The 22538-nt window shown below is 64.4% G+C and carries 20 protein-coding genes; 12 read left to right on the forward strand and 8 right to left on the reverse strand.

Annotated features, from left to right (window positions below):
* Positions 1–233: 233 nt before the first annotated feature.
* From KVO92_RS06455 to KVO92_RS06470, 4 genes are all read right to left on the reverse strand, one after another.
* Positions 234–836 carry a DJ-1/PfpI family protein gene (locus KVO92_RS06455; protein ID WP_217474790.1) on the reverse strand — a complete coding sequence of 201 codons (603 nt, stop codon included), beginning with the start codon at positions 834–836 and terminating at the stop codon, positions 234–236.
* 404 nt (positions 837–1240) lie between these two features.
* Entirely contained in the window at positions 1241–1393 is a 153-nt protein-coding gene (locus KVO92_RS06460) for a hypothetical protein (protein ID WP_217474791.1), read from the reverse strand.
* Between the two features lie 159 nt (positions 1394–1552).
* Entirely contained in the window at positions 1553–1987 is a 435-nt protein-coding gene (locus KVO92_RS06465; RefSeq protein ID WP_217474792.1) for a transcriptional regulator, read from the reverse strand.
* A gap of 797 nt (positions 1988–2784) precedes the next feature.
* Positions 2785–3636 carry a CAP domain-containing protein gene (locus KVO92_RS06470; RefSeq protein ID WP_217474793.1) on the reverse strand — a complete coding sequence of 284 codons (852 nt, stop codon included), beginning with the start codon at positions 3634–3636 and terminating at the stop codon, positions 2785–2787.
* 156 nt (positions 3637–3792) lie between these two features.
* Here KVO92_RS06470 and KVO92_RS06475 point away from each other — a divergent pair, with 156 nt between their 5' ends.
* The 8 genes from KVO92_RS06475 to KVO92_RS06510 all read left to right on the forward strand — a co-directional run bounded on the left by KVO92_RS06475 (position 3793) and on the right by KVO92_RS06510 (position 14720).
* Positions 3793–4494: a response regulator transcription factor gene (locus tag KVO92_RS06475; RefSeq protein WP_254621296.1), complete on the forward strand. Its 702-nt coding sequence runs from the start codon at positions 3793–3795 to the stop codon at positions 4492–4494.
* Positions 4494–5825 carry a HAMP domain-containing sensor histidine kinase gene (locus tag KVO92_RS06480; RefSeq protein ID WP_217474795.1) on the forward strand — a complete coding sequence of 444 codons (1332 nt, stop codon included), beginning with the start codon at positions 4494–4496 and terminating at the stop codon, positions 5823–5825. Before KVO92_RS06475 ends, KVO92_RS06480 begins: the two co-directional genes overlap by 1 nt.
* A 132-nt stretch (positions 5826–5957) precedes the next feature.
* Entirely contained in the window at positions 5958–7931 is a 1974-nt protein-coding gene (locus KVO92_RS06485) for a ligand-gated channel protein (protein WP_217474796.1), read from the forward strand.
* 190 nt (positions 7932–8121) lie between these two features.
* Positions 8122–8424 (forward strand): iron transporter, encoded by a 303-nt coding sequence (locus KVO92_RS06490; protein WP_217474797.1) that lies wholly within the window; start codon positions 8122–8124, stop codon positions 8422–8424.
* Positions 8421–10007, forward strand: a complete 1587-nt coding sequence (locus KVO92_RS06495) for a PepSY-associated TM helix domain-containing protein (protein ID WP_217474798.1) — start codon at positions 8421–8423, stop codon at positions 10005–10007. Before KVO92_RS06490 ends, KVO92_RS06495 begins: the two co-directional genes overlap by 4 nt.
* Positions 10004–10336: a DUF3325 domain-containing protein gene (locus tag KVO92_RS06500; RefSeq protein WP_217474799.1), complete on the forward strand. Its 333-nt coding sequence runs from the start codon at positions 10004–10006 to the stop codon at positions 10334–10336. Before KVO92_RS06495 ends, KVO92_RS06500 begins: the two co-directional genes overlap by 4 nt.
* A 240-nt stretch (positions 10337–10576) precedes the next feature.
* Positions 10577–12577, forward strand: coding sequence for a peptidase U32 family protein (locus KVO92_RS06505; RefSeq protein ID WP_217474800.1), 2001 nt, complete (start codon positions 10577–10579; stop codon positions 12575–12577).
* Between the two features lie 1366 nt (positions 12578–13943).
* Positions 13944–14720, forward strand: a complete 777-nt coding sequence (locus tag KVO92_RS06510) for a transporter substrate-binding domain-containing protein (RefSeq protein WP_019340214.1) — start codon at positions 13944–13946, stop codon at positions 14718–14720.
* Positions 14721–14727: 7 nt separating this feature from the next.
* On the opposite strand, the gene KVO92_RS22620 is transcribed toward KVO92_RS06510, so the two are convergent.
* Together KVO92_RS22620 and KVO92_RS22625 are read right to left on the reverse strand one after the other, a co-directional pair.
* Positions 14728–15483: a methyl-accepting chemotaxis protein gene (locus KVO92_RS22620; protein WP_254621298.1), complete on the reverse strand. Its 756-nt coding sequence runs from the start codon at positions 15481–15483 to the stop codon at positions 14728–14730.
* Complete coding sequence (locus KVO92_RS22625; protein ID WP_254621299.1) at positions 15429–16421, reverse strand: HAMP domain-containing methyl-accepting chemotaxis protein; 993 nt, start codon at positions 16419–16421, stop codon at positions 15429–15431. Before KVO92_RS22625 ends, KVO92_RS22620 begins: the two co-directional genes overlap by 55 nt.
* Before the next feature lie 280 nt (positions 16422–16701).
* Between KVO92_RS22625 and KVO92_RS06520 the strand changes: the two genes are divergently transcribed.
* Positions 16702–17112, forward strand: coding sequence for a septal ring lytic transglycosylase RlpA family protein (locus KVO92_RS06520; RefSeq protein ID WP_217474801.1), 411 nt, complete (start codon positions 16702–16704; stop codon positions 17110–17112).
* A gap of 83 nt (positions 17113–17195) precedes the next feature.
* Positions 17196–18509 carry a methyl-accepting chemotaxis protein gene (locus KVO92_RS06525; RefSeq protein WP_217474802.1) on the forward strand — a complete coding sequence of 438 codons (1314 nt, stop codon included), beginning with the start codon at positions 17196–17198 and terminating at the stop codon, positions 18507–18509.
* Between the two features lie 87 nt (positions 18510–18596).
* Here KVO92_RS06525 and KVO92_RS06530 read toward each other — a convergent pair whose 3' ends face one another.
* Together KVO92_RS06530 and KVO92_RS06535 are read right to left on the reverse strand one after the other, a co-directional pair.
* On the reverse strand, positions 18597–19784 hold the full coding sequence (locus KVO92_RS06530) for a sugar transporter (RefSeq protein ID WP_217474803.1): 1188 nt from the start codon (positions 19782–19784) through the stop codon (positions 18597–18599).
* A gap of 414 nt (positions 19785–20198) precedes the next feature.
* Complete coding sequence (locus KVO92_RS06535; RefSeq protein WP_237709844.1) at positions 20199–20630, reverse strand: hypothetical protein; 432 nt, start codon at positions 20628–20630, stop codon at positions 20199–20201.
* A gap of 246 nt (positions 20631–20876) precedes the next feature.
* On the opposite strand from KVO92_RS06535, the gene KVO92_RS06540 reads away from it, so the two are divergent.
* The gene (locus KVO92_RS06540; RefSeq protein WP_217474804.1) at positions 20877–21740 is read left to right on the forward strand and encodes an SDR family oxidoreductase; all 864 of its coding nucleotides are present in this window, start codon (positions 20877–20879) and stop codon (positions 21738–21740) included.
* Positions 21741–21924: 184 nt separating this feature from the next.
* A complete protein-coding gene (locus tag KVO92_RS06545; protein ID WP_217474805.1) occupies positions 21925–22521 on the forward strand; it encodes a hypothetical protein in 597 nt (198 codons plus the stop codon).
* Positions 22522–22538: the final 17 nt, after the last annotated feature.

Genomic DNA, 22538 nt, shown 5'->3' on the forward strand with positions numbered 1-22538 from the left:
CTTCGATCGGTGGCAAGGTCGGCTCGCACCATACCTCGCAACCGCTGCGAAGGCCACGCAGTAGGTGGTCGACGCCAGGCTCTGTACGAAAAGTCGTCGAGCGAAGGTCAGGCAAGGCGAAAACGCTCGAAGAAGCGCAGTTTACGCAGTGTAAATGAGCATTCTGACCGGGCTGGCGTACCAGAGCGATTTCAACGCAGCATCACCGAGCGCACGCACTTTTCGTACAAAGCCTATGGCAGATAAGGTTGGATGTTACTCAACGCCCGCTCTACGTAATCCGACTTTTCCCCTACGGGTGCGACGTAATGCAACGCCTCGGCTGCAGCATCGGGCCCTACCAGTCGCGCCAGAGTCCATGCCGCGAGGTAGACGGAAGCCAGGCAGCCACCGGCTGTCGCCAGATTGCCGCGGGCGAAGAAGGGTTGCTCGAGCACCTCGATGCCGGCTTCCTGTATCCAAGGCTTGGTGGTGAGGTCGGTGCAGCCGGGCACGCCGTTGAGTAAACCCAGCTTCGCCAGGATCAATGTGCCGGAGCACTGGGCACCAATCAGCTGCCGCTCGGTATCGAGCCGGGCCAGCACCTGCATCACGGCCGTATCCTCGGCAATCTCGCGGGTCTTGATGCCACTGCCGACCAGCACCGCATCGAATGACTCGATCTCATCCAGAGCAGCTTGGCGATGCAGCCGCACCCCATTCATCGACGTCACCGTTTCACTCGGTGACGCCAGGGAGACGCGCCATCCCGGCTGCCTGACACGATTCAGAATGCCCAGGGCAATGAGCGAATCCAGTTCGTTGAAGCCGTCGAAGGTCAGAATGGCGATATGCATGGCGAGGCTCGGCGCTGAGTGTTCGGCTCATTCTCAGCGCGACGCGGATCGGCGAGCAGGCACAGTTGCCCGTCGCGATACCGGTACAGGCCCACAACGATACAGCCTCGATCGGCGGGTCTGGCCGTTCAGGACTGTTTGGCCAGCACTAGCACGAACCCCACCACGATCCCGGCCAGCGCGATCATCCAGCCAATCCGGTGCGCACGGTTCTTTTCAGCTTGGCGAACGGGATCTACGGGTTTCTTTTTTCTCACGGTTTCACTGCCTCTCGCTGAATAGGGCGCGCTCCAGGAGCAAACCGCCCCAAACGCAACGCGCGCCTTTGTAGGGCGTGAGCGCGGGATTGTCCAGCGAGCCGCCTGTCCTTTACCGTGAAATACGCCTGGGCTGCTACCGCGAAACTACCCCAGCGGGCTTTCTCCTGGATTCGGTTCATTACCGGGATCACCGCCCGCGTCCGGCTCGGCCGAATCACCCGGCTCGGGCGCATCGCCGTACTCATCGTAATCCGCAGGTGTCAGGCCATCCTTGAGTGGGTCTTTCGGATCGGTCATGTCAGCGCTCCTCTTCGCGGCGAAAAGACCAGAACGACTTCCCTCTTTTGATGCATGAGCCGCTTCATCGTTCGCCGTCGGCGAGCTAGTGCGCGTCGGGTCGTACTTGGCACGGACTTACCGCTTGTGCACCCATGGCGGACCGCAAGCGCGGTTGGCTCAAGGAGATCGCTTCGTGACTGTCCGAGCCGGAGGCCTGCCGGCTGCTTCGCCTGTCTTGGCGAAAGCCTTGATCACGTCGCGTACGACCTTACGCTGCTCGGTTGGCAGTGCCAGGAAGGCGTCGATGGCCTCTCGGTCGTCATAGAAAGCAGGGTCTTCCCACTGCGCCCGCTGCTCACGGATCGCAGTCACCGCCCTGTCACCAAATCGCAGGGCCTGGGGCTCGACTTTCAACCACTGCGCGATAACCTGAAGCTTGTCCTGCGAGGGGATGGATTTTCCGCCGAGCCAACGTGAAACAGCCTGAAAGGTCACCGACCGTCCCCAGTATCGCGAATTGAACTCGCGCTCCAGAACAGCAGGGCGATCAGGGTATCCCGCGGCAAGCATCGCAGTGCGCAGGCGTTCGGCAAATTCCATCTTCTCGTTCATGGAGTGGACGTTAAATTCCAGCCCCACACACAACTGAACATGCTGTTGTGCTTAAAACTGAATTCATGATTTCATTTCCCAAGAATGCTGTGAAGGACGGCGGCAAGTCGTTCGATCACAGGCAATGCGCTTCGTATCCTGAGGCCGTGCACGATAGACCGGCGCATCGAATGCGGAGCAGAAAGGAAACGACTGGAGAAGCCTGACGCCAATGCGGTTCGGGCAGCACGAGGACAAGGAATGCCTACCCTTCATTACCTGAATTTCGAGGGTCACGACCTTTGCGTAGCGCATCGACCAGACGGCCTTGTGCTGCTGGACGGTACCGCGCTGGCACGTTTGCTCGGATACGCCGACGAACTCGGCGCTCTGCATTCACATTGCCGGGTCGAGGGTTTCTTTTTCGGCAACCAGCCTGGCCCAACGATCTGGATCGATATACACAACACCTACTGTTTGGTGTTTCACAGCGAGTCGTCGGCAGCCAAGCGCCTTGGCTGTTGGATCAGTCACTGGTTGCTGCCGCGCTTCAGCAATCAACGCTCGCAGCCCCACGTGCGAAAGGCCGTTGTCGGTGAGCAGCCCCTACGGGTATTGAGCTGGCGGGACGAGTGCTGGGTTTCGCTTCACGGAGCGATACGGCTACTCCGCGCTGCTGACCAGAATGTCGTCAAAGCACTCGCGGACTTACGCAACTTTCGCTAATGCCAAGAACAAATGCGCAGCTCAACGCCGAACCCTAATTGCGCCTGAGCGGATGCCCAGGGGGCGATAGCGCAGCGTCTCGGCCCGCCTGTTCATCGATCGCCAAACATGCCCACCCAGTAGATTCCCGCATCGCTCTGCGGGTCCACCGCATAGGCGGCGCCCAGCTCGCTGAACTGCGGGTTCATCAAATTGGCGCAATGCCCCGGGCTGGCCAACCAGCCTTCGACGACGCCGCGTGGCCGGTCCAGCGCGGCGGCAATGTTCTGACCGACCGGTGTACCGGTATAGCCTGCAAGTTCGGCCCTGTCGCCCGGCGTGCGGCCATCGCGATCGAGGGGGCTGAAGAAATTGCCGTTGGCCATGGCGCGGCTATGGGCTTCGGCGACGGTGGCGAGCGTCGCGTTCCACCTCAGCGGCGGTGCCGCGGCAAACGACTTGCCAGCGCACTGGCGTGCCTGTCCGCGCACGCGATTGACCTCATCGAGCAGCTTCTGCCCTTCCGTCTGCCAGTCCCTCAGATGCCCACCGAGCAGCGACCGCGCCACGACGATGCGCCAGTCGCGACCCTCACGGCTGACAGCCACATCGGCATACTGCGGATCGAGCAGCACACGGCAGAAGCTTTCCCGCAACGCCTGCATGGCTGCTTGCGCGTCACGCGGGCCGGACAGGCTGATGGCTTGCACATTGGCCATCGGATAACCGGCGCGCGCCAATGAATCCTGCAGATCCCCGGCACCGGTCACCGGCAATCGCAGACGTGAATCGGGCGAGAGCGGTGTCAGCTCCTCGCTCGCACGGTCGCCGCAGCGCTGCACCTCGCTGCGATAGGCATTGATCGAATCGATCAGCTGCGCCTCCCCGCCCACATCGGCAGCGGCAGCAAGGCGGCCGCCAACGAGCAGTGCGATCAGACACAAAGAAGACGAAAGCAGGCGCACAGCATCTCTCCAGCAACAGGTGGGCAGATGCTGAAGATGCACCTGCCATACCCCGTAAGTCGAGTCCGTGCGGCAAAACGCTACCTATCGCGGCCTACTTGCCGCCTGGCGATGACTCCAACTTATAATAGTTCTTATTTGCACCGGAGCCTTCCATTGGCAACTTGCGCAGCTCAACGGCTTCTGGCTATCGAAGACGACCCCATTCTGGGGCCGCACCTGAAAAACTCTCTGGAGAACCGTGGGTTCGACGTGACGCTCGCCGGTGACGGTTCGACCGGCCTGGCACTGGCGCGAGCGTCGACCTACGACCTGATTCTGCTGGATGTGATGCTGCCGGAACTCAGCGGCATGGAACTGCTGACCCGGCTGCGACAGCAGCGCCGCACCCCGGTGCTGATGATGTCCGCGCTGGGCAACGAGGCGCACCGCATCCAGGGCTTCGACAGTGGTGCCGATGACTACCTGCCCAAGCCCTTCAGCATCGAAGAACTGCAGGTGCGCATCGCCGCCATCCTGCGCCGGGTGGCCTATGAGCGCAGTGCCGCGCCAGCGGTCGTAAACGACTCGGTACGCTTCGACGATCAGCGCTGTGATCTGCGCTACGAGGAGCGCTGGGTCGGCCTGACGGCCACCGAATACCGGTTGATGAAGGTGCTGCACGACGCTGCCGGGGAAGTACTGAGCAAGCCGTTTCTCTACCAGCAGGCGCTGCGCCGCGGTTATTCGCAGCATGATCGCAGCCTGGACATGCATGTCAGCAACATACGCCGCAAGCTCGTGCGCGAGCAGGTGGCGGCGCTGCGCCTGGAATCGGTATGGGGCAAGGGGTACGTGCTGGATCTGCAGGCCGACTGATGCCCAATCGTCATTCGCTGTTCTGGCGCCTGGTGGTGCTGGTCGCGGGCTTCTGCCTGGCCATGATCTGGGCCGGCGGCTACGTCGGCCACCATATCGACCGGTCCAGCGCTTATCTGTCGCCGGAGGCTCACGACACGCTCGCCCGCTATGCCGACGAGGCCCAGGCCGCGTTGCAAGCCGGACCGCAAGCGCTGGCTCGCTGGCTGGCCGCCATGCGCCAGCGCGAACCGGGCTGGCTGGTCGTGGTGGACGAACAGCTGCAACCCCTCGGCGGCCAAACCCTGACCGCCGCGGAGCGGCAGGGGCTCACCTTCGTGCGGCACTACGAGTGGCCAATGAGCCGCCGCTACGAAGGCCTGCCGCTGATTTCCGTGCCGATCGCCGACAGCGGCGCGCAGCTGATCATGCGGCTACCGGAACGCTTCCGTCCGTGGCGCCACTATGCGCTGCTCAGGGCCGGCGCGGTGTATCTGCCGCCGGTGCTGCTGTCCATCCTGTTCTGCTGGTTGCTCTATCGCCTGCTGGTCTCGCCATTGGACAGCTTGCGGCGACAGGCCAACGCACTGCGGGGCAACCGTCTCGACTCGCTGCTGCCGCCCGCCATCGCCCGGCGCCACGATGAACTCGGCGAGCTGGGCCGCTCGCTGGAATACCTGACCCAGCGCCTGCGCGATTCGATCAGTCAGCAACAGCAGCTGCTGCGCGACCTATCCCATGAACTGCGCACCCCGCTCAGCCGCTTGCGCGTGGCCTGCGAAAGCGAGCTCGATACCGAGGAGTTGCGCAGCCGAACCGACCGCGAGATCACCCGTATGCAGCAGCTGGTCGACAGCACGCTAGAGTTCGCCTGGCTGGACAGCGAGCAGCCTCGCTTCGAATGCGAGCCGGTCAATGTCGCGGCGCTGTGGGACGTGATCAGCGAGAACGCGTGCTTCGAAGCCGGCTGGTCCCGCGAACGCATCCGCGCGCAGGTACCGGAAGATTGCCAGGTCCTGGGCAACCTCAACGCACTGGCACAGGCCATGGAAAACATTCTGCGCAATGCCATCCGCTACTCCCCCGCCCAAGGAACGGTGTGCCTGACCGCCGACCGTGACGGGGACCACTGGCAACTGCGCATCGAGGACCAGGGGCCGGGTGTGCCGCCGGACCGATTGTCGGTGATCTTCCTGCCCTTCGCGCGTCTTTGCGCGGCCCGCCCCGGCGGCGACGGTTTCGGCCTGGGCCTGGCGATCGCGCGTGGCATGGTGCAGATGCAGGGCGGCACCCTCTGGGCGGAAAACGGCGAAACCGGCCTGCGCATGACCATCCGTCTGCGAAGTGTATAGATTGTAAATGCGCTTTACTCTCAAATGAGAATGCTTAGCATTGCGGCCACATAGCGGCGCTCAGTGTGCTCGCCGATACGTGGCGAGTCTCCGGCCGCAGACTCGGCAGGCTTCTCAGGGAGGTGGCAGTAAATGGTGGTTTTCAATCGGCATCGTCTGGCTTGCGCAATCGCTGTAGCCACCTGGATGAGCACGCCGGCCAGCGCCGAAGAGGCGGTCGAACTGTCGAACGTCGTGGTCACCGCGTCGGGCTTCCAGCAGCAGATCAAGGAGGCGCCTGCCTCCATCTCGGTGGTGACACGAGATCAGCTGGAGAAGAAATCCTACCGCGACGTCACGGATGCGCTACGGGATATTCCCGGTGTGGTCATCACCGGCGGCGCCAGTTCCAGCGATATCAGCATTCGCGGCATGGCCTCCAAATACACGCTGATTCTCATCGACGGCAAGCGCATGGAGTCGCGGGCGACGCGCCCCAACAGCGACGGCCCCGGCATCGAGCAAGGCTGGACGCCTCCGCTGGAAGCCATCGAGCGCATCGAGGTCGTGCGTGGTCCGATGTCGTCCCTGTATGGCTCCGATGCCATGGGCGGGGTGATCAACATTATTACCCGCAAGGTGGCCGACACCTGGCATGGCGGCGTTCGCACCGAGAAAACCTTCCAGGACCGCTCCGACTCCGGCGATTACCATAGCCTCAACGGCTATCTCTCCGGACCTCTGGTCGATGGCCTGCTGGGCCTGCAGGTCTACGGACAGACGTCTCGTCGAGACGAAGACGATATTCCCCGCGGCTTCAACGAGCAGAAGACCGAAAGCGGTACGGTCAAATTGTCGTTCACGCCCAATGCGGCCAACGACATCGTGCTGGAAGCAGGCAAAACCGAGCAGGAACGCAACGCCAGCCTGGGTCGCTCAGGCACGGGCAACAGCGACTCGCTGTCGGACTACGACCGTACGCACTACGCCATCAGCCACACAGGCCGTTGGGCTTCCGGTCAGTCGGAAACCTACCTGCAGCAGGAGCGCATCGAGAACCCGGGTCGCGAAATGGAGCTGGAGAACAGCGTCTTCAATACGCAGAGCTCGCTGTTCCTGGGCGATCACATCGCCACGCTCGGCGGCCAATACCGCTACGAGGACCTCTCCGACAAGGGCAACCAGCTGGCCGGCGCCGAAGACCTGACCCGTCTGACACGCTGGTCCTGGGCGCTGTTCGCCGAAGATGAGTGGAGCCTGACCGATCGCTTCGCCCTGACTACCGGCTTGCGCATGGACCGCGATGAAAACTACGGCACCCATTGGTCCCCGCGCGTGTACGGGGTTTGGCAAGCGGCGGAACAATGGACGGTGAAAGGCGGCATATCCAGCGGCTATCGCTCGCCTGACATCCGCGCCGCGGTGGACAACTGGGGGCAGATCACCGGCGGCGGCCGAGGCGACCCGGCCGTGATCGTCGGTAATTCCTCACTCAAGCCAGAGGAAACACTCAGCCAGGAAATCGGGGTGCTGTGGGATAGCCAGAATGGACTGTCTGCCGGCGTGACCCTGTTCAACACCGACTTCAAGGACAAGATCACCGAGCTTCGCCGCTGCACGGACACCACGGGTAACGCCTCGGGCCAATGCGTGGTCAACGGCGAGGCCTACCGCTTCATCAGCGATCGAATCAATGTCGATGAAGCGCGCATGCGCGGCGTCGAGGCGACCTTCGACTGGGACATCACCGCGACCCTGTCGCTGGCGGCCAACTACACCTATACCGAATCGGAGCAGCGCAGTGGCGATTTCCGCGGCGAACCGCTGAATCAGATGCCCAAGCACATGTTCAACACCACGCTGGACTGGCAAACCAGCGACCGTCTCGGCACCTGGGCTCGGCTCAATTACCGCAGCGAAACATCCGAGTACCTGTCGCGCACCAGCATGGCCGATAGCACCCCTGCGTACACGCTGGTCGATCTCGGCGGCACCTATGACGTGAACCGCAACCTCAAGCTGCTGGCCGGCGTTTACAACGTCTTCAACCAGCAAATCGACTACGACAACTACGAGACGGTGCTCGACGGACGTCGTTATACGGTCGGGATGAGTGTCGCCTTCTAGCGCGATGGACGAGGCGCCCCGTCACCCGGTGCGCCTCGCTGCCTGACATGGACTTGCGTTGCCAACCAGGGCTCGGCCCTGGGCCGTACCGGGGCGCATCTACTCAGGCTCACCCCAGCATCTGTACCCAGCCGTTGCGCAGCCACGGCTGGGACCTTTTCGTATGGACTGTTCGGTATCGGAGCTCGTCGTGACCCGTTCCACATCTCAAACCGGCGGTAACTGGCGCGACATCGCCGCGCGTACCGCCCTCGCGGTTCTGGGTGGCTATGCCTTCACCTATGCCGCGACCGCCGCCATCGCGCGGCTGCTGCCGCTGGACCGTGTTGACGCGCTGACCGCCGCCTCGCTGCCGGCGTTCGTGGTCTATCTGGTCTTCATTCTATGGGCCTTCTCCGCCGCCTCGGCACGCCGTGTGCTGGTCGGCGTGAGCCTGGCCATTCCGTTGGCTGGCGTCGGGTTTTGGCCACAACTGCTGGAGGCCCTGAGATGAAACGCAGTCTGACGCAATCGATGGCCTGGCTGCATACCTGGTGCGGATTGCTGCTTGGGTGGGTGCTGTTCGCCATCTTTCTCACTGGCACCCTGGCGGTATTCGACCAGGAGATCGACTGGTGGATGCAACCGGAGCTGACCGACCGGGCGCAGTCAGCGACAGCTGCCGCTGACGTTGCCCAGCGCTGGTTGATGACCCACCACGGCGATGAGTCGAACTGGAACATCAGCCTGCCGACCGAGCGCTCGCCGGCCCTCGCCGTATCCGTCGGCGAGCGACGCCGTGGCGGCGGTGGCACGCCACTGGATCCGCTGACCGGCGAGCCCGTGCAAGCGCGGGAAACCATCGGCGGCAACTTCTTCTTCCATTTCCACTACACCCTGCATATGCCACGACTGCTCGGCGTCTGGGTGGTCGGGTTCGCAGCCATGGCCATGCTGGTGGCGCTGATCAGCGGGATCATCATTCACAAGAAAATCTTCAAGGAGTTCTTCACGTTCCGTCCCGCCAAGGGGCAACGCTCCTGGCTAGACGGCCATAACGCCAGCGCCGTGCTGCTGCTGCCCTTCCACCTGATGATCACCTATACCGGTCTGGTGATCTTTTTCCTGATCTACATGCCGGCTGCAATAGATGCCCTGTACGACGGTGATGCCCAGGCGTATTTCCGCGAAGCGCAGCCCGCGCGCGCGGCCGAGCAGGCGCGAAGCGAGCCGCGAGGCATGGGCAACGAGCAGACCAGGCGTGACGACACCGCACGCCTGGCACCGGCGGCGCCCCTCCTGGCACTCGGGGAGATCGTCAGCCGCGCCGAAGCGCATTACGGCGACGGCATGATCGCCGCGCTGACCGTGAGTAACCCGGGCCGCGCCGATGCCCAGGTCACGGCGCGTCCCGTGCTGGGCAATCGCATCGAGCTGACCAAGGGCGAAGGCATGACCTTCAACGGTGTCACCGGCGAGCTGATCCAGGCGCCGGACCCGTCTCGCATCAGCCAGCTGACGCAACGGGTGATGGCGGGCCTGCACTTCGCTCAGTTCGGTGGCTACCCGATGCGCTGGCTGTACTTCATCTGCGGCTTGGTCAGCTGCGCGATGATTGCGAGCGGACTGGTGCTTTACGTCGTCAAGCAACGCAGGCAGACCAAGATCAGCCAAGCCTTTCTGCGCCTGGTGGAGAGTACCAATGTGGCGGTGGTGGCCGGCCTCTCGCTGGCCTGCATTGCGCTGTTGTGGGCCAATCGTCTGCTGCCGGCGGAGCTGGCGGACCGGCAGGCGTGGGAGCTGCGGCTGTTTTTCGGTATCTGGGCCCTGAGCGGCGTGCATGCTCGGCTCCGCCAGCCCCTGCAGGCCTGGCGCGAACAGCTGATGGTCACAGCGGGTTTGGCGCTTGGATTGCCGCTGTTGGACCTGGCCATCATCCATCCCGCATTCGACGGCACGCGCCTGGCGTTACTTGCCAGCGTGTCGCTGATCGGCCTGCTGATCGGCTGGGCCGCCTGGAAGATCCCGACGCTCGCCAGCGCCAGGAAGGCGCCGCCCGTTCCGCTCAATCGCCAGGCGGCGGAGGGTTCGTCATGAATGGTTCGGCTCTGCTCGCCAGCCTGCTGCTGGCCTATGCCGGCATGCTCGGCATCTGTCTCGCCAAGGAGCGCCACTGGAAGCAGCTGGCCCACCCGCGTGTACCGGTTCGTCTGCGCCCGCTCTGCATGCCGCTAGGTGTGCTATTGCTGGGGTTTGCGGGCTACGCCGCCAGTCACGTCTGGCCGGGTGGCATGGCGCTGGTCGGCTGGTTCGGGTTGATCTCGCTCGCCGGCTTCGCCCTCCTGCTGCTGATCCCCTATGCCCCGCGGCTGGCGGCCGGGTTGCCCCTGCTCGGGGCCGTCGTCTGGGCAGCAACCTTATCCTGAGGGTACAGGCCGGCCACTACGCCGCGCGGACCAGGGCTGAGAACCACCACCCGGCTGCGTCGGCCCGGCGCGGGTTGGAAGCCGTAGCGACCGGGCGCTTCACCTTGTTCGCGCCTGGCGGCTTCGGCTCGGTCGGGTCGCGGGTTCGACGCGCTCGATCCAACACGCCCAGCGGCCAGTCCCAAAAGCTGCGTAAGCCTTTACAATGCGCGCCTTTCGATCTGCACCCGGTCCGCGCCCATGTCCTTGCCCAAGCACCATCTCGAACTGCTCTCCCCCGCTCGGGACACCACCATCGCTCGCGAGGCCATCCTGCATGGCGCCGACGCGGTGTACATCGGCGGGCCGAGTTTCGGTGCCCGGCACAACGCCGAGAACAGCGTGGCAGACATCGCCGAGCTGGTGACATTCGCCCACCTGTTCCATGCGCGGGTGTTCGTGACCCTCAACACCATCCTGCATGACGACGAGCTGGAAGCCGCCCGCACCTTGATCTGGCAGCTGTATGAGATCGGTGTCGATGCGCTGATCGTGCAAGACATGGGCGTGATGGAAATGGACCTGCCGCCGATCGAAATCCATGCCAGCACCCAGACCGATATCCGCACGCTGGAGCGAGCGAAGTTTCTGTCGCAGGCCGGCTTTTCCCAGCTGGTGCTGGCGCGCGAGCTGAATCTGCAGGAAATCCGCGCCATCGCCGACGAGGTCGATTCGGCCATCGAGTTCTTCATCCACGGCGCGCTGTGCGTGGCCTTTTCCGGGCAATGCAACATCTCTCACGCGCAGACCGGCCGCAGCGCCAACCGCGGCGACTGCTCGCAGGCCTGCCGCCTGCCCTACACCTTGAAGGACGACAAGGGCCAGGTGGTCGCGTTCGAAAAACACCTCTTGTCCATGAAGGACAACAACCAGAGCGCCAACCTGCGCGCGCTGGTCGATGCCGGCGTGCGTTCATTCAAGATCGAAGGCCGCTACAAGGATGTGAGCTACGTGAAGAACATCACCGCTTACTATCGCCAGCGCCTGGACGACATCCTCGAGGGCCGCCCCGATCTGGCCCGCGCCTCCAGCGGCCGCACCGATCATTTCTTCGTACCGGACCCGGACAAGACCTTCCACCGTGGCAGCACGGACTACTTCGTCACCGACCGCAAGATCGACATCGGCGCCTTCGATTCGCCGACCTTCACCGGTCTCGCCGTGGGCGAAGTGCTCAAGGTCGGCAAGCATGACCTGACCGTGCAGACCCGCGAACCGCTGTCCAACGGTGACGGCCTGAACGTGCTGGTCAAACGCGAAGTGGTGGGTTTCCGCGCCAGCGTGGTCGAGCAGCTGAGTCAGTTCGAAGAAGACGGCCAACCGCTGTGGCAGTACCGCGTCGAGCCCAATGAAATGCCTGCGGCGATCCGCCAGCTACGCCCGAACCATCCGCTGAACCGCAACCTTGATCACAATTGGCAGCAAGCGCTGCTCAAGACCTCTGCCGAGCGCCGCGTCGGCGTGCGCTGGCTGGCCAAACTGCGCGCCGATGAGCTCGAGCTACATGTCACCAGCGAAGAAGGCGCCTACGCCACGGTTTCGCTGGCTGGCCCCTTCGGTGAAGCGAAGAAGCCGGAACAGGTGCCCGGCCAGATCGCCGACCTGTTGAGCCAGCTGGGCACGACCCTCTACCACGCCGAAGAAGTGGAGGTGGATGCACCGCAGGCCTTCTTTATCCCCAACTCCCAGCTCAAGGCCTTGCGCCGCGAAGCCATCGAGGCGCTGACCGAAGCCCGCGAAGCGATTCGCCCACTGGGCAGCCGCAAGGCCGTCAGCGTGCCGCCACCGGTCTATCCGGAAGCGCACCTGTCGTTCCTCTACAACGTCTACAACGAGAAAGCCCGGGCCTTCTATCACCGCTACGGCGTACAGCTGATCGACGCGGCCTACGAGGCCCACGAGGAAACCGGCGAAGTGCCGGTGATGATCACCAAGCACTGCCTGCGCTTCTCTTTCAACCTGTGCCCGAAACAGGCCAAGGGCGTCACCGGCGTGCGCACCAAGGTCGCGCCGATGCAGCTGGTGCATGGCGACGAAGTCCTGACCCTGAAATTCGACTGCAAACCGTGCGAGATGCACGTGATCGGCAAGATCAAGGGCAATATCCTCAACCTGCCACAACCGGGCAGCGCCAGCAGCGTGGTCGGCCACATCACGCCGGCTGACCTGATGAAGACCATCCGCCGCTCGCCCCAGGGCTAACGCCCTTTCCGCTTCGCCCCGAGGTCGGGGCTCCTACAACGGCCGCCGCTGCACAACGCACCTCTGGGGGAGCCGCGACCCGCGGCGAAAGAGCCCGCTGCAGCACCGTCAGCGCCCCGTTTGTACCCGATACCCACGGCCTGACCGATCCCGCTTCGCCCCGAGGTCGGGGCTCCTACAACGGCCGCTGCTGCACGACGCACCTCTGGGGGAGCCGCGACCCGCGGCGAATACGGCCTCTGCGGCACCGTCAACGCCCCATTTGTACCCGATACCCACGGCCTGACCGATCCCGCTTCGCCCCGAGGTCGGGGCTCCTACAACGGCCGCTGCTGCACGACGCACCTCTGGGGGAGCCGCGACCCGCGGCGAATATGGCCTCTGCGGCACCGTCAACGCGCCGTTTTGTGCCCGATACCCACGGCCTGACCGATCCCGCTTCGCCCCGAGGTCGGGGCTCCTACAACGGCCGCCGCTGCACAACGCACCTCTGTGGGAGCCGCGACCCGCGGCGAATACGGCCTCTGCGACACCGTCAAAGCCCCGTTTTGTGCCCGATACCCACGGCCTGAGCGATCCCGCTTCGCCCCGAGGTCGGGGCTCCTACAACGGCCGCCGCTGCACGACGCACCTCTGTGGGAGCCGCGACCCGCGGCGAAAGCGCCCGCTGCAGCACCGTCAAAGCCCCGTTTTGTGCCCGATACCCACGGCCTGACCGATCCCGCTTCGCCCCGAGGTCGGGGCTCCTACAACGGCCGCCGCTGCACAACGCACCTCTGTGGGAGCCGCGACCCGCGGCGAATACGGCCTCTGCGACACCGTCAAAGCCCCGTTTTGTGCCCGATACCCACGGCCTGAGCGATCCCGCTTCGCCCCGAGGTCGGGGCTCCTACAACGGCCGCCGCTGCACAACGCACCTCTGTGGGAGCCGCGACCCGCGGCGAATACGGCCTCTGCGACACCGTCAACGCCCCGTTTTGTGCCCGATACCCACGGCCTGACCGATCCCGCTTCGCCCCGAGGGCGGGGCTCCCACAACGGCCGCGCTGCACAACGCACCTCTGTGGGAGCCACGACCCGCGGCGAATACGGCCTCTGCGACACCGTCAAAGCCCCGTTTTGTGCCCGATACCCATGGCCTGACCGATCCCGCTTCGCCCCGAGGTCGGGGCTCCTACAACGGCCGCCGCTGCACAACGCACCTCTGTGGGAGCCGCGACCCGCGGCGAATACTTGGAAAACGCGAACGCGCGAGCCATTGGCCTTGTGACGAACCGCCTGTGTCCGGTACGTTCCAGCTGTCCGCATCGTCGTGCGGGCCAGAACAATAACCGGGCCGCTGCGTCCGCCTTGCAAGGAAAACTCAATGAGATCTCTGATTGCGGCCGGCATCTTGCTGGCCAGCGGCGCGAGTGTCGCCGCGCCCGCCCCTTCGCTGCTCGATGACGTCCAGCAGCGCGGCACCCTGAAGGTCTGCACCACCGGCGACTACAAGCCCTACACCTTCCTGCGCGATGACAAGCAGTACGAGGGGATCGATATCGCCCTGGCCGAATCGCTGGCCAAGAGTCTGGGCGTGAAAGTCGAGTGGGTGCCGACCACCTGGAAGACGCTGATGCCGGATTTTCTCGAGCAGTGCGACATGGCGGTGGGCGGCGTGTCGATCTCGCTCGAACGGCAGAAGAAGGCGTTCTTCAGCGATCCGATTGCGGTTGACGGCAAGATCCCCTTCGTCCGCTGCGATGAGGTCGACAAGTACCAGACCATCGAACAGCTCAACCAGCCGTCGGTCCGTCTGATCGAACCGCCGGGAGGCACCAACGAGGCGTTCGTCCATCGCGAACTGCCCAAGGCGCAGCTGGAGCTGTTCCACGACAACACGGTGATCTTCAAGTCGGTGGCCGACAACAAGGCCGACGTGATGATCACCGACTCGTCCGAGGCGCAGTACCAGCAGCGCAACTACCCGACGCTGTGCGCGGTGAACCCCGACAAACCGCTGCAGTACAGCGAAAAGGCCTTCCTGCTGCCGCGCGGCGACGTGGCGTTCAAGGCCTATGTCGATCAGTGGCTGCACCTGACCAAGGCCACCGGCGAATACCAGCGCATCGCCGACACCTGGCTGGCCAAGCCCGAGCGCTAGGCCTTCGTCAGGTCTTGAAACGCAGGGCCAGCTGATTGAGGTCGGTCGCCAGCCGCGCCAGTTCCTCACTGGCTGCGGCGGTCTGGTGGGCACCGGTCGCCGACTGGATCGACAAATCGCGGATGGTCATCAGGCTGCGGTCCACTTCGCGGGCAACCTGTGCCTGTTGTTCGGCTGCTGTCGCGATCATCACGGTGCGCTCGTTGATCGTCACCACCGACGCCGCGATGGTATCGAGCATGGTTCCGGCTTCGCGGGCGACGTCCAGCGTCTTGCGCGCCTCGTTCGTGCTCAGCACGGTGGCTTCGACGGCGCTTTGCGTGCCGCTCTGGATCGCGGTGATCATCAGTTCGATCTCATGGGTCGACTGACCGGTGCGGTGAGCGAGCGCCCTGACCTCATCGGCCACCACGGCGAAGCCACGGCCCTGATCCCCGGCACGCGCGGCCTCGATCGCCGCGTTCAAGGCAAGCAGGTTGGTCTGCTCGGCAATGGTACGAATTACGTCGAGTACCTTGCTGATGTCTCGGGCCTGGCCGGCAAGTCCTTGAACGTGCTCACCGGTATCGCTGATGCGCGCCGAGAGGTTGTTGATAGCGCTGACGGTTTCGTTGACGCGCCGGCGCCCGGCTTCGGCCGCCTCCGTGGAGTCCCGTACGCTGTCGGACGTCGAGGCGGCGTTGCTGGCGACCTCCTCGATGGCCGCGGTCATCTCGTTGACCGCCGTGGCAGCCAGTTCGACCTGTTCGTTCTGCCGCTGCAAACCGCGGTGCCCTCATGGGCGACGCTGGTCATTTCCTCGGTCGCTGTCGCCAGCTGGGTCGAGGAGTCACCGATGTGCCTGAGCGTGTCGCGCAAGGTGGCCTGCATGGTGGCCAGCGCCGACAGCAGGCGGGCCGGTTCGTCGGAGCCTTCTACCCGGATCGGCTGGCTCAGGTCTGCCGCGGCGATGCCTTCAGCGACCCGTACGGCCTGCCCGAGCGGCGTGGTGATGCTGCGCGTAAAGACGATCGCCAACCCCAGCGTGGCGAGCACCGCGAAGCCCATCGCGCCGGACAGCACCCATAAGCTGCTCTGGTATACGGCACCGGCCGATGCACCGGACTGCTTGGCGCCGTCGTCGTTGTACGCCGTCAAGGCCTGCAGCGCCTCGTTGATGGCCACCGCTTGCTCGCGCATCCCGCCATTGAACAGCGCGACAGCACCCTGGGTATCCCCGGCGTCGATCGAGGCGAGCAGCCGATCCAGCGACTGGCTGTAGCCTTCGACCGTCGTTTGTACAGTGCGCGCCAGCTGGCGTTCATGCTTGTCGATCACGGGCGAGGCCAGATAGGCGTCGATTTGCGCCATGACGTTCGCCCGGCGCTGTTTGACTTCGGGCGCCGCACGGGTGACCGTGCCATCGGCCGATGGGATCAACGACCGCGCCACCATCAATCGCAAATCCTGAACTTCGGCTCGAAGCCGGCCAGAATCGCGGACGCCAACGAGCCAGTTCGTTTCGATGACCTGCTCCGTTTCGCGCAACGCCTGGACCTGCACCAGCGAAAAGCAACCAACGAACAACAGCAACAACGTGATCGCCGAGAAGCTGACGGCAGCTCGGGTTGAAACATTCAGAGAGCGGAACATGGGGCACCATGGAGGGAGGCATCGGAACAGGGCTGCGCCGAAACTGCGACAAAGTGTTTCACTGGCCATTTGCCTGTACAAGATCCGGTGATCGAAAACTGCTCAATCTCAGACCAAAGAACTAGGAAATGCGGCGCATATGAAGACGCGACGCAGCAGGGTCCTTTCCAGGCGCAATGACCCGTAGATTGTGTCGATCGCGCCGATAGCGTCCCGCGCGATCCAGGCGCAGCGCTATAGTCATGAGCTGCCGGCGTCGGTCGCTGAGAGGGCACGACTCGCCTTCTTTCGCGCGCGCAGCCGCTTGGCAATAATCACGAGCGCCCCCTGTACAACTTTAAGGATCGACATGCGCACCTGGCAGACCCGATGGATAACCGCCGCGCTCTTCTGCCTGGCCATGGCCGGCTGCACCACGGCTCCGCAACAGCCAAAGCCGGACCAGACGACGCCTGCTGGCGCCGGCCAGCCGATCGGTTCGGGCAAGGCGTCGTATTACGGCAGCCAGCACCACAACAAGCTGACCGCCAGCGGCGAACGCTTCGACCAGCATGCATTGACCGCGGCGCATCGCACCTTGCCGTTCGGTACGCGGATCAGGGTGACCAACACCCGCAATGGCAAAAGCGTGGTGGTCCGCGTCAATGATCGCGGTCCGTTCGTGCGCAACCGTATCGTCGATCTGTCCAGGGCCGCGTTCGAGGCCATCGCCAATCCGCGTGTGGGTGTCATTCCGGTGCGCATCGAAAAGCTCGATTGAGCTTCGATCGGCGCTGGCGGGCGTCAAGTATGGCGGCGGTGTGCCGATAGAGTCGCATCTCCTCCCCACTTCCCGGTGCTTGCATGTTCAACGGACAACTCAAAAAACAACTCGTGGAACAAGCCGCCGAGCTGGCTCTGCTGCGCCAGCTGCACGACCGCATGGCAGAAACGCTGCTGTCGGTCACGCTGGACCGCGAGTTTCGAATGGTGGACGTCAATCGGAAGTTCGCCGATGCGCTCGGCTATCGGGTCGACCAACTGGTGGGCCGACCGATGGCTGAAATCGTGCCGGCCTATGTCACCGGTCTGCCGTGTTTCCGCGACTTCCGTGCCGCGGTGGCCCGGCTTTCCCCGATCGGCGACGACTACCGCTACCTGCGTGCCGACGGCAGCCTGGCGTGGCTGCATGTCGACTGGTATCCGATCCGTGACACCGCCGGCGGCCTGCTGGATATCCGCGGCTTCGCCCGGGAGGTAACCCGCGAATTGCAACAGGCGAAGGAAAACGAAGCCTTCATCACCGCGCTGCTTCGCTCCACGGCGGTCATCCAGTTCAACCTTGACGGCACGGTGGTCACCGCCAACGAGCAGTTCCTGCAAGGCATGGGCTATTCGCTCAAGCAGATCGTCGGCAAGCATCACCGCATGTTCTGCTCGCCCGAGGAAGCGTCCTCCCCGCAGTACAAGCAGTTCTGGGAAACCCTCAACCGCGGTGAATTCGTGGCCGATCGCTTCAAACGCATCGACAGCATGGGCCGGGAAGTCTGGTTGGAAGCCAGCTACAACCCGGTTCACGACACCGAAGGCAAGCTCTGCAGAGTGGTCAAGTTCGCCAGCGTCGTGACCGATCAGGTCGCCCGAGAAACCGAGGTGCGCGAAGCCGCCAGCATCGCCTATGACGTATCGCGGCAGACCGACACCAGCGCCGAGCGTGGCGCCATCGTGGTCAGGGATACCGTCACCACCATGCAGCGCATCGCCGAGGAGGTGGAATCGGCAACCCACGGGATCGAGGCGTTGGGCCAGCAGTCCCAGCTGATCAGCTCCATCGTCCAGACCATCGGCGGCATTGCCGCGCAGACCAACCTGCTGGCGCTCAACGCTGCGATCGAAGCGGCGCGCGCCGGCGAACAGGGCCGCGGCTTCGCGGTGGTGGCCGACGAGGTGCGCCAGCTCGCCGGCCGCACCAGTGCGGCCACGGAAGAAATCGTCAGCGTGGTACAGAAAAACCAGGCGCTGGTCGACGACGCCGTTCGCGAGATGGCAGCCAGCCGCGAACAGGCCGCCCAGGGCCTGTCATTGGCCAACCAGGCCGGCGCGGTGATCGTCGAGATTCAGGATGGTGCCAAGCAGGTAGTCGACGCGGTCGGGCGCTTCGCCAACGAACTCAAGTAACCCAGCGGCAAGGCTGATGATCGCCGCCAGGCGGACCAGCTATCCTGACGAGGGAGCAATCCTAGCCTGAAGTCCTGCCGCGCTCCGTCAGAGCGCGGCGCTGCCCACCGGCTTGGCAAACCGATAGGTGGCGAAGCCGCACAGCACGACGCCGCTCACCGCCAGCAGGCCGCCGACGATCCCGACGTGACCGAGACCCAGTTGCTGCGTGACCAGGCTGCCCAGCAGCGCACCGCCGCCGATGCCGACGTTGTAGATGCCCGAGAACATCGCCATCGCCACGTCGGTCGCATCGGACGCCAGATTGAGCACTTTGGCTTGCACCGCGAGACCGAAGCACATCCCGGCGATCCCCCAGATCACCACCAGGGTGCCCAGCAGCGAGCTGTCACGCGCGGCCGGCGCTAGCAACAGCAGGCAGGTCGCCATGACCGCGATGGCGGCGGTAGCGAAGCCCTTCGGATAGCGGTTGCTGTAGCGGCTGAAGAGCACCGACCCGAGGATGCCCGCACCGCCGAACAGCAACAGCAGCGCGGTGGTCATGTCGCCGCTCAGGTGAGCGATGGTCTGTGCAAACGGCTCGATGTAGGTGTAAGCGGTGAAATGCGCGGTGATCACCAGCGCCGTCAGCACATAGGCGGCGACGAGCGCAGGTCGCCTGAACAGCAGCGGCAGGCTGCGCAGCGAGCCGGAATTCTGGCTCGGCAGCAGCGGCAGCGTGCGCGCCAGGCAGAGCACCACCAACGCCGCGACCCCGGCAATCGACAGGAAGGTGGTACGCCAGTCCAGCAGCTCACCCACGACCCGCCCCAACGGGATGCCCAGCACCATGGCCAGCGCACTGCCGGTCGCCAGCAGGCCCAGGGCCTGCGCTTGCTTGCCCGGCGGAGCGACGCGCACGGCCAGCGACGCGGTGATCGACCAGAACACCGCATGCGCCAGCGCGATACCGATGCGGCTGACCATCAGCATGCCGAAGCTCGAGGCCACACTCGACACCAGGTGGCTGCCGATGAACACCACGAAGACGACGATCAGCAAGGTGCGACGCTCGATGTTGCGGGTCAGCAGCATCATCGGCAGCGACATCAGCGCCACGACCCAGGCGTAAATGGTCAGCATCAGCCCGACCTGCGATGGCGGCATGTCGAACGAGCGGCCGATATCGCTGAGCAAGGCGACCGGGACGAATTCGGTGGTGTTGAAGATGAAAGCGGCCAAGGCCAGTGCGACGACACTGAGCCAACGCCCGGCGTGGGTGTTCGATTCGTTCATGTAAGCGATGTCTGGCGTGCGATCCAGTCGGCATGTGCAGCGCGCCACGCGGCGCACCACAGCGTGGCGACTGAGCGGATAAAAAGAAAAGAGTGACCGGCCCTGCTTGACCACAACGCATGCAGCCCGCGGCTCGGGTAAGCGCGGGCTGGCAGGAAGCAATCGGGAATTCGAAACGGGAAGCCGGAGCGGCGCGGATTCTACGCCCGCACCGTGCCGATGTCAGGCCAGGAAAGCGGTCCGCGACGAGCGGCGGACGCGATGATGCCGACTGGCAGCCGGCACGGAGGGTAAACGTTAGCGATGACCGGGTTCGCCTGGATCACCCTCGCCCTTTCTCAGCGGGGCGAGGGGACGCGGCCGTGCGGACCAAGACCGCGATGACAGCCCGCAACGACGCTCGCGCCAAGCGTTTTACTGGCCGAAATACGCCTGCGCTCGCGCGGCTTCGGCAGCCGTGGGCGTGTAGCTGGTCCACTGATCGCTTTCGTTCTTCTTGTAGCGCACGACGCCTTGCGCCACGTCGAACTCGTAGTAGGGATAGACCTCGCGCAGGTTGTAGAAGGCCGCCGGCGCGAAGAACAGGATGTCGGCGATCAGGTAGCCCTTGTTGAACTTGAGCGGCACCAGGCCGTACATCGGTTCCATGCCTTCTTGTGTGGCGCGGAAGCGGTACTGGCCGAAGCTGGTGGCTTTGTAGGTCTTGCTGACCGGGTTCTTCAGCACCAGCGGTGCGTCATCGTTGATTTTCACCGCCAGGCTCGGGTCGCTCGAGCGCAGAGACGTCGTGGCGGTACAGGCGGACAGCAGCGCGGCGGTTAGCGGCAGTGCCAGGAGTCGCTTCATGTTCATCTTTTCAATCCCTTGCAGGTGGTAGGCGTGGACGACCCGACCGGCCCTACGCTGGGGTCCGGCGGCCATCCTTGGCGCGCGGCACTATAGGCCACGCAGGCCTGATGGCCAAGCGCTACCAGCCGGCGCCGCGCGGTTCCCGATCGCCGGTCAGACGCAAGACGCCACTCGGCACCCGCCCGAAACTTTCCCGTCCCCTGTCAGCCGTATCTACACGACCCATTGCTGACCGGAGTGCTTATGACCTACCCGAAGATTCATGCGCAGAAGCAAGACCGCCTACCCGGCCTGGAACGCGAAATGGACCCGCCGGCCGAATTCATTCGCGACGATTACAAGGGCAGCGGCAAGCTGGCCGGCATGGTGGCGCTGGTCAGCGGCGGCGACAGCGGCATCGGCCGCGCAGCAGCGCTGCACTTCGCGCGCGAGGGCGCCGACGTGGCGATCCTCTATTTCGACGAGCACGAGGATGCAGAAGACGCCAAGCAGTTGATCGAAGCCGAGGGCCGGCGCTGCCTGTCGCTGGCCGGCGACATCCGCGACAGCGGTTTCTGCAATGACGCGGTGGCCAAGACGCTGGAAGCATTCGGCCGCCTGGACGTGCTAATCAACAACGCCGGGCGCCAGGAAGTCCAGACCCGGCTGGAAGACATCACCGATGAACAGTGGGAAAAGACCTTCGCCACCAACATCCACGGCTACTTCTACCTGACCCGTGCCGCCCTGCCCCACCTGAAAGCCGGTGCCTCGATCATCAACACCACCTCGATCAACTCATTCATCGGCCACCCCATGCTGGTCGACTACACCGCGACCAAGGGCGCCATCGACGGCTTTACCCGCGCCCTGTCGCAACAGCTGATCGAGCGCGATATCCGCGTCAATCAGATCGCCCCCGGACCGATCTGGACCCCGCTGCAACCGGCGACCCTGGGCAAGCACGATCCGCAGATGCTCGAGGACTTCGGCAGCCAGATGCCCATGGGCCGATGCGGCCAGCCGTCCGAGCTGGGTCCGGCCTACGTTTACCTCGCCTGCAAGGACTCGTCCTACGTCAGCGGCCAGACCATCCACATCAACGGCGGCAAGGTGGTGAACGGTTAACGCATGGCGCTGGGCCCGCGCGATCCGTGCGCCCAGAGCGTCGACGCATCAGGTAACGCGACCGGCGGGAACCATTCACCCACCGCCTTCGCCCAACCCTCCAGGACGGCGTGCCCGGCTGCAGCGGCCGGGGCGCCGCCCTCTATATCAACCGCAGCCCGCCTGCGCATCGAGAGGTGACGTCATGCCCCAGATTCTCATCGCGGCCTTCGACCGCTACGCCGAAGCCGAGCAGGTCAAACGTGAACTGCTCAGCCAGGGCGTGAGCAGTGATGCCATTCAGCTTTCCGCTTCTCTCAATCCGCAGGCGGTCGACAGCAGCCGTGTGGAGGTGGTCGGCGAGGAGCCAGACCCTGACGCCACCGTGGCGGAAAAAATCGGCAGTTTCTTCAGCAAGGTGTTCGGCGACGACGCCAGCCAGCACGCCGGCCGTTACCCCGAAGCCGCCCGCCGCGGTTCCACCGTGGTAACGGTCACGCTCGACGATGACAGCCAGGTGTCGCTGGTCGAGCAGTTGATGGAGCGAAACGGCGCCATCGATATCGACGAACGCAGCGCCAGCTGGGGCGACGACGATGCGACGCCAGTGACGGCCAGTACCGAAACCCTGACCACCGGCTACCCCGACGCCACCTCGATCAGTGAAGACGCCCGCAAGCTCGACGGCTCGGCATCTCCCGACCGCGGCGCCGACGAGGGAACGATCCCCGGTCGTGCCGCCAACGACAAGGCCGGACGGCGCGACAACACGGCCGGACGGGTGCGCATCATCCCGCGCTGACGTCGCCTCCGCCTGCC

It is taken from the genome of Stutzerimonas stutzeri, from assembly GCF_019090095.1.
Classification (GTDB): Bacteria; Pseudomonadota; Gammaproteobacteria; order Pseudomonadales; family Pseudomonadaceae; genus Stutzerimonas; species Stutzerimonas stutzeri_AN.